Below are 6,935 nucleotides of genomic sequence, written 5' to 3'. Positions count from 1 at the left end.
CCCCCGGCCTGCGCGCCCGCTTCCGGCTGATGGCCAACCCCGCCGCCACAGCCGAGTTGCTGCGCGAGATCCTGCCCGCCTTCCTTGTCGCGCATCCCGGCATCGACATCGAGCTCGACGAGCGCCCCAGCCATGAGATCGCGCAAGCCGTGGCCAGTGGTGCGGCCGATCTCGGCATCGCCGCCACCTGGGCCGGCCTTGCGCACCTCGAGCAGAAACCGTTCTTCATCGACCGGCTGGTGGTGATCGCCGCGCGAAACCGGCCCGGCCTTGAAGGCCGCACCGTCAACCTCACTGAGCTTCTCGGCGAATCTTTCGTCGGCCTCAGCACCGGCCATGCGCTGCAGGAGCACATCGCCCGCCAGGCGGCCCGCCTTGGCGGCCATCTGCATATCCGCATCCACGTTCCCGGCCTCGACAATGTCTGCCGGCTGGTCGCGCAAGGTGCCGGCATCGCCATCGTGCCGGAAAGTGCCGCCCGCCGCTCGGCGCGGACGCTACGCACACTGCGGCTGACCGATGACTGGGCAACGCGCCAGCTCAACCTCTGCGCCCGCCGCTTCGACGAGTTGACACCGCAGGCAAAATTGCTCGCGACAGCGCTGGCGTGAGCCGGACAGCGAGCACCTATCCCCATCAGCGCTGAATCATTGCCTTGCTTTTCAAATGTTCGTGACGTAGCTTGTTTGCACATTGGCAAAAAAATCGCCAAACTTTTTTCCTTTTGTGAAAGACGGGGACTTTGCGGGAACATCTCGATCTGACCGATCGGCGGCTGGTCAAACAGCTGTCGCAGGACGCCCAGCCGGGCATCAACCGGATCGCCGAGATATTGGCGATTTCGGTGCCGACGGTGCGCTCGCGGCTGCGCAACCTGCTCGACCGCAACCTACTCAAGATCGTCGGGCTGCTGAACCTGACCGAGCGCCCCGAGCTGATCTCCGCCATTGTCGGCATCAATGCCCAAGGGCGCGGCCGGGCCCGCGAACTGGCGCAGCGCATTGCCGAACTGCCTTTCGTCAATTCGGCCTCGGTGGTCACCGGACGCTTCGACATCATCGTCGACGTGACGGTGGCCGGTGACGTCGCCGATCTCTACCGCGTCACCAGCGAACTGATCCCCGGCGCCGGCGAGCCGGGCGAAGTGGTGCGCAGCGAGACCTTCGTCGTCATGGCGTCCTGCAACAAATGGGTCAGCCTGCCGGAAGGCTGCTGGTCGGACGACCGCAAGGAGCCGGCATGAAGATCGCGGTTCTCGGCGGCCTCGGCCTGCAAGGCCGGGCGGCAATCGCCGACCTCGTCGCCAGCGACGGCGTCGAGGAAATTGTCTGCGTCGACACCGCGCCGGACGGCCCTGCCCGGCTTGCCGGCCTGACCGATCTTGCCCGCGTGCGCTTCGTGGTGCCTGAGGGCGCGATCGGCCAGGCCCTGGCCACTGTGCTTGATGATGTCGACGCCGTCATCGACCTGTTGCCGCAGCCGCTGATGCGCGAGGCGGTAAAGGCCGCGATTGCCACGCGCACGCCGCTGGTCACCACCAATTACGCCAAGTCGATCGCCGACCTGGCGCCGGCCGCCGAACAGGCCGGTGTCTCGATCATGACCGAATGCGGGCTCGACCCCGGCATCGACCTCGTGCTCTACGCGCGCGCCGCCAGGCAGTTCGACTCGATTTCTTCGATCGATTCCTATTGCGGCGGCATCCCCGAGCCGCAGGCGATGGCCAAGCCGCTGTGCTACAAGGTGAGCTGGAATTTCGACATGGTCCTGGTCAGCCAGAACCGCGACAGCGTGATGATTGAGGACGGGAACCGTGTCGCGGTGCCTGCCGGCCAGCAGCACGACAATCCGTTCATCCATGAAATCGAGGTTGCCGGTCTCGGCAGGCTCGAAGCCTTCCCCAATGGCGACGCGCTCCACTATGTCGAGATGCTGGACGCCGCAAAAGGGCTGCGCCGCTCCGGCCGCTACACACTGCGCTGGCCGGGATGGTCGGCCTTCTGGGCGCCGTTGAAGGAACTCGGTTTCCTCTCTGAGGACAAGGTGCCCGGCACCTCCAACAGCCCGCGCGAATTCCTTGGCCGGCTGCTCGGCCCGCAATTGCAATACGGCCCCGGCGAAAAGGATCTTTGCGTGATGCGCAATGTCTTTTCCGGCCTCGAAGGAGGCCGCGCCAAGACGGTGACGTCGGACCTGATCATCGAACGCGATCTCGTTTCCGGCCTGTTCGGCATGAGCCTCGGCGTCGGCTATCCCGCCAGCATCGTGGCGCAGATGCTGGCGAGGGGCGAGATCACCAGACCCGGCTTTTTGAACCCGCTGCTGGATGTGCCCGACATCAGGTTCTTCGATGAATTGGCCAGGCGTGGCATCACGGTTTCCGAGACGGTGGCACGGGACTGAGGCGAAAGATTTTCGAACGGTGGCTGCCGCCGGCAACGGCGCTGCCGCTCAAAAAGGAGCCCAAGGAGAACCGCGGGCAGACATTAACGACAACAGGGAGGAATACCGAAATGAAGATTGCCAGACTTTTCATCGCCGGAAGACTTTTCATCGCCGGGCTTGCGCTCGCCGGGCTCACCGCTGCGGCCAGTGCGGGTACGCTCGACGACATCACCAAGCGCGGCGAATTGCGCGTCGCCGTGCAGACCCAGGGACCGCCCTTCTCGCTGGTCGGCGCCAATGGCGAACGCACCGGCAGTTCGGTCGAACTGGCCGAACTGATGGCCAAGGAAATGGGTGTGAAAATCACCTTCCTCGACTTCGACTGGGATGGTTTGATCCCGGCGCTGCTGTCGGGCAAGGCCGACCTGCTGGTCGCCGACATGACACCGACGCTGGCGCGCGGCATGAAGGTCGCGTTCACCACGCCCTACATGTACACGGGCAGCACCGTCTTCACCAAGGCCGACAGCAAGTTCAAGACCACCGAGGACTGCAAGGCCAAGGGCACCAAGATCGCCGTGCTGCTCGGCGCCACCGGCGAGAAGGAAGCCAAGAACGCCTTCCCCGATGCCGACATCAAGAGCTACAAGGGTGGCGGTCCGCTGCTGCTCGACGCCGTCAACAACGGCCAGGCCGACTGCGGCGTCAACGACGTCTCGGCGGTCAAGGGCCAGTCGACCGCCTATCCGGCCGGCACCTTCACCATCATGCCGGACCTTCTGTCGAAGGAGCCGCTTGCCTTCGCCACCCGCTATGATGAGCCGGACCTGTTGATCTGGATGAACCTGTTCCTCAACCAGGTCACTATCGACGGCCGCCTGCAGAAGAACCTCGACTACTGGGTCAATTCCGACGCCTGGAAGAAGGATCACTAAGCAGCGATAAATCCAGGCGGTTTCGCGCGCATCTTAAACGCCGCGAAGCCGCCCGGAATTTCGTTTCATCTGTCGTTGCCTGCGCTCTGGGGATTTCACCCAACGATGCTCGAAAATTTCAGTTTCCGCACCATCGTCGAATACCTGCCGTTGTTCGGACAGGGCCTGGTCACGACCGTTTGGCTGTCGGCGCTGTCCTTTGTCGGCGCGCTCATCGTCGGCATCGTGCTGTGCGCCATGAATCTGCAGCGCGGCTGGCTGTTTCGCGCCCCGGCCAAGGCCTATATCGATGCGGTGCGTGCCACGCCCTTGCTGGCGCAGCTCTATTTTCTTTATTTCGGCCTGCCCCGGCTCGGCTTCGTTCTGCCGGAACTCGTCGTCGGCATCCTCGCGTTGTCGCTGAACAGCGGCGCCTATATCGCTGAAATCATTCGCGCCGGCATCCTGTCGATCCCGCGCGGCCAGGTCGAGGCCAGCGTCGCTTCGGGCATGACCTATGTCCAGCGCATGCGCCTTGTCGTCCTGCCGCAAGCCTTCAAGGTGACGATCCCGCCGCTGCTCGGCCAGGCGATCGTGCTGGTCAAGGATTCCGCCCTTTTGTCGCTGATCTCGGTTTCGGAACTGACACGCGCCGGTCAATTGCTCGCCTCCGACCGCTTCATGCCGGCGGAAGGCTTCCTCACCATCGCCGCCTTCTATCTGCTGCTCTATTACGGCCTGAAAGGACTGGCTGGGCTCTCCAGCCGCTGGCTCGGCACAGCGGGGGCGCGGACATGATCTGGCAACAACTGCAAAGCCTCGCCGGCTCCTATCCACTGGCCCTGCGCGGCCTCGGCATGACCGTGTTGCTGTCGCTGATCAGCCTGGTGCTCGGCACGCTGCTCGGCTTCGCCCTCGGCATCCTGCGGACCGGCGGCAACCGTCTGATCTCGGGTTTGATCGGGGCCTGGGTCGACCTGATCCGCGGCACGCCGTTCCTGGTGCAGATCTTCCTGATCTTCTTCATCCTGCCTGAGTTCGGCATCGAACTCGATGCCTTCACCGCCGGCATCATCGCGCTGACCAATCTGGCTGCCTGCTTCATCTGCGAGATCGTCGTCGCCGGCATCCGCTCGGTGCCGACAGGCCAGGTCGAGGCGGCACTGGCGTCCGGCCTGTCGCGCTGGCAGCGCATGCGCCAGGTGGTGCTGCCGCAGGCGATGCGCATCGTGCTGCCGCCATTGGTCGGGCAGTATGTGCTGCTGATCAAGGATTCTTCTGTCGTCTCGGCCATCGGATTGACCGACCTCACCCGCGTCGGCTGGCTGGTGGTGCAGCGTGTGCCCAACGGCCTGCTGGTGTTCTTCCTCGTCGGCGTCGGCTATTTCATCGTCTGCTATCCGCTGATCATGCTGGCCCGCCGGCTGGAGCAGCGCATGGGCGCGGCGCATGCCGAGGTGCAGTTGTGACTTCCAACCCCAAAGGTCCAGAAAACATGACCAAAACGGGCCTTGCCAAAACCGGCATGATCGACTTTCGCGGCGTCAACAAATGGTTCGGCTCGCTCAACGTGCTCAAGGACATCACGCTCAGCGTCGAACCGCGCGAAGTGGTCGTCGTCTGCGGCCCGAGCGGCTCGGGCAAAAGCACTCTGATCCGCTGCGTCAACGGCCTGGAGGCGATCAAGGACGGCGATCTCGTCGTCGACGGCCAGCGCCTGGGCGACCCCGCCACCAACATGACCCAGCTGCGCACCGAGATCGGCTTCGTCTTCCAGTCGTTCAACCTCTACCCGCATAAGACGGCACTCGAAAACGTCACGCTCGCCCCCATCCATGTCCGCAAGATCCCGCGTGCCGAAGCCGAAAAGGCCGGCCGCGAATTGCTGGCCAAGGTAGGCCTCGCCGACAAGGTCAATGCCTATCCAGCACAGCTCTCCGGCGGCCAGCAGCAGCGCGTGGCGATCGCGCGTTGCCTCGGCATGCGGCCCAAAATCATGCTGTTCGACGAGCCGACCTCGGCGCTCGATCCCGAGATGATTTCCGAAGTGCTCGACGTCATGGTCGCGGTCGCCGAGGAAGGCATGACCATGATGGTGGTGACGCACGAGATGGGCTTTGCCCGCAAGGTCGCCCAGCGCGTGGTGTTCATGGACGCTGGCGCCATCGTCGAAAGCGGCACGCCCGACGAGTTCTTCTCACACCCCAAGACCGACCGCAGCCGCGCTTTCCTGAGCAAGATTCTGCGGCACTAAAGGCGGGCGGTCAGGTCGCCTCTTCCGCGCTGCCGCCAATCGCAAACGCTGCCGGGGCGCCGCGCCGCCTGAGCAGCGCGATGGCGAGGAAGGCGATCACGCCGCTCGCGGCGACGACCACCAGCACCCACAGCGAATTGGCGACGGATGTCCGCGCCATCATGAAGGCGAGCGCGAACGGCGCAAAGGCCGAGGTGAACTGACGGGCAGCGCTCGCCCATCCCAGCCGCGCGCCATAGCCTTCGCGGCCGAAGAGTTCGAGCGGCAAGGTGCCGCCGACGATGCTGGTGAGGCCGGAGCCGAGGCCGAACAGGAACACGAACACGAAGGCGCCGGGCAGCCATGGCGTGGTCAGCAACAGCGCACACAGCCCGGCCGTGAGCAGTGACGCGGCAATGACGGCAAGGTGCGTCTGCTGCAGCCGCCCGCCAAACAGCATGTTGATCAACCGGCTGGCGACCTGCGCCGGCCCGAACAGGGTCGAGACGAAGAGGCCTGCGGTGCCGAGCCCAAGGGCCGCCGTCAGCGGCACCATGTGGATGAGGATCGCCGACAGCACGAAGCCTTCGGTGGCGAACCCCGCCAGCATCAGCAGGAATGCGGCCCGGCCGCGCCGCGCATCGAGCGGCATTCCCGCTTCATCGGGGGCGGAGCCGCGCTCATGCGGCGTGACCGTTGCGTGGCGACGCGACAGGCGCATCAGCCAGGCGTGGATCGGCAGGCATAGGCCGAGATTGAGAGCGGCGAACAAAAGGTAGACCTCGCGCCATGTGAGATGCGCATGCAGCGCCGAGGTCAGCGGCCAGAACAGGGTAGAGGCAAACCCGGCGATCAGCGTCAGATGGGTGATGCTGCGTTGCGGCCGGGGAACCCCGACCTGCACGATCAACACGAAGGCAGCGCTGTAGAGGACGAAGCTGGAGGCCAGTTCCATCGCCAGCAATCCCAGAACGAAGCTCACGCGGCCGGGTGCGACGGCGCACAGCGCCAGCGCCACAGCCGCCGCGACCGAGCCGACGGTCATGAGGCGGCCGGCGCCGAAGCGGTCGGCCCACCGCCCGGCAGTCGGCGCGAACAGGCTGCCGGCAAACAGCGAGGCCGACAGGGCTGCGAATACCCAGCCTTCCGTGAGCCCGAACTCGCGTGCCATTGCCGGCGCCAGCATCGAGAAGCTGTAATAGAGCGTGCCGTAGCCGATGATCTGGGTCAGCCCAAGCGCCCAGATCGCCTTGCGCAGGACGGACCGGTCAGGCATCGATGCCGGCCGATACGGCTCTTCTCGGCTCGGCATCGGTTGCGCAGCCGCAACCCGATGCGCCGGTTGCCTTGGCGTCCGCATCCCTGACGCAGCAGGCATCGACAGCGGCGGGAGGAAGGCCGGC

General features: G+C 65.0%; 8 protein-coding genes. 7 read left to right on the top strand and 1 reads right to left on the bottom strand.

All coding sequences use genetic code 11. The features are described from left to right. The 7 genes from EOA22_RS20240 to EOA22_RS20210 all read left to right on the top strand — a co-directional run. Positions 1–611, top strand: a 611-nt coding sequence (locus EOA22_RS20240; protein ID WP_127390168.1) for a LysR substrate-binding domain-containing protein, incomplete at its 5' end; no start/stop codon positions are given. 131 nt (positions 612–742) lie between these two features. Next, the gene (locus tag EOA22_RS20235) at positions 743–1,243 is read left to right on the top strand and encodes an Lrp/AsnC family transcriptional regulator (RefSeq protein WP_024501775.1); all 501 of its coding nucleotides are present in this window, start codon (positions 743–745) and stop codon (positions 1,241–1,243) included. Then, positions 1,240–2,403, top strand: a complete 1,164-nt coding sequence (locus EOA22_RS20230; protein ID WP_063168654.1) for a saccharopine dehydrogenase family protein — start codon at positions 1,240–1,242, stop codon at positions 2,401–2,403. Before EOA22_RS20235 ends, EOA22_RS20230 begins: the two co-directional genes overlap by 4 nt. 110 nt (positions 2,404–2,513) lie before the next feature. Next, positions 2,514–3,320: an ABC transporter substrate-binding protein gene (locus tag EOA22_RS20225; RefSeq protein WP_013530558.1), complete on the top strand. Its 807-nt coding sequence runs from the start codon at positions 2,514–2,516 to the stop codon at positions 3,318–3,320. 105 nt (positions 3,321–3,425) lie between these two features. Then, on the top strand, positions 3,426–4,097 hold the full coding sequence (locus tag EOA22_RS20220) for an amino acid ABC transporter permease (RefSeq protein WP_013530557.1): 672 nt from the start codon (positions 3,426–3,428) through the stop codon (positions 4,095–4,097). Then, positions 4,094–4,768, top strand: coding sequence for an amino acid ABC transporter permease (locus EOA22_RS20215; RefSeq protein WP_063168655.1), 675 nt, complete (start codon positions 4,094–4,096; stop codon positions 4,766–4,768). The genes EOA22_RS20220 and EOA22_RS20215 overlap by 4 nt, the downstream gene beginning before the upstream one ends. Before the next feature lie 56 nt (positions 4,769–4,824). Further along, positions 4,825–5,553 (top strand): amino acid ABC transporter ATP-binding protein, encoded by a 729-nt coding sequence (locus EOA22_RS20210; RefSeq protein WP_024501778.1) that lies wholly within the window; start codon positions 4,825–4,827, stop codon positions 5,551–5,553. Positions 5,554–5,563: 10 nt separating this feature from the next. On the opposite strand, the gene arsK is transcribed toward EOA22_RS20210, so the two are convergent. Then, the gene (gene arsK, locus EOA22_RS20205; RefSeq protein WP_127390167.1) at positions 5,564–6,808 is read right to left on the bottom strand and encodes an arsenite efflux MFS transporter ArsK; all 1,245 of its coding nucleotides are present in this window, start codon (positions 6,806–6,808) and stop codon (positions 5,564–5,566) included. Positions 6,809–6,935: the final 127 nt, after the last annotated feature.

This window comes from Mesorhizobium sp. M7A.F.Ca.US.014.04.1.1 (genome assembly GCF_003998745.1).
GTDB classification, from domain to species: domain Bacteria; phylum Pseudomonadota; class Alphaproteobacteria; order Rhizobiales; family Rhizobiaceae; genus Mesorhizobium; species Mesorhizobium ciceri.
This window is presented reverse-complemented; position numbering and strand designations above follow the sequence as displayed.

Excerpts from the sequence above, each read along its gene's own strand:
- EOA22_RS20230 (WP_063168654.1), top strand. The coding sequence starts at position 1,240 with ATGAAGATCGCGGTTCTCGGCGGCCTCGGCCTGCAAGGCCGGGCGGCA.
- EOA22_RS20225 (WP_013530558.1), top strand. The coding sequence starts at position 2,514 with ATGAAGATTGCCAGACTTTTCATCGCCGGAAGACTTTTCATCGCCGGG.
- EOA22_RS20220 (WP_013530557.1), top strand. The coding sequence starts at position 3,426 with ATGCTCGAAAATTTCAGTTTCCGCACCATCGTCGAATACCTGCCGTTG.
- EOA22_RS20215 (WP_063168655.1), top strand. The coding sequence starts at position 4,094 with ATGATCTGGCAACAACTGCAAAGCCTCGCCGGCTCCTATCCACTGGCC.
- EOA22_RS20210 (WP_024501778.1), top strand. The coding sequence starts at position 4,825 with ATGATCGACTTTCGCGGCGTCAACAAATGGTTCGGCTCGCTCAACGTG.
- arsK (WP_127390167.1), bottom strand. The coding sequence starts at position 6,808 with ATGCCTGACCGGTCCGTCCTGCGCAAGGCGATCTGGGCGCTTGGGCTG.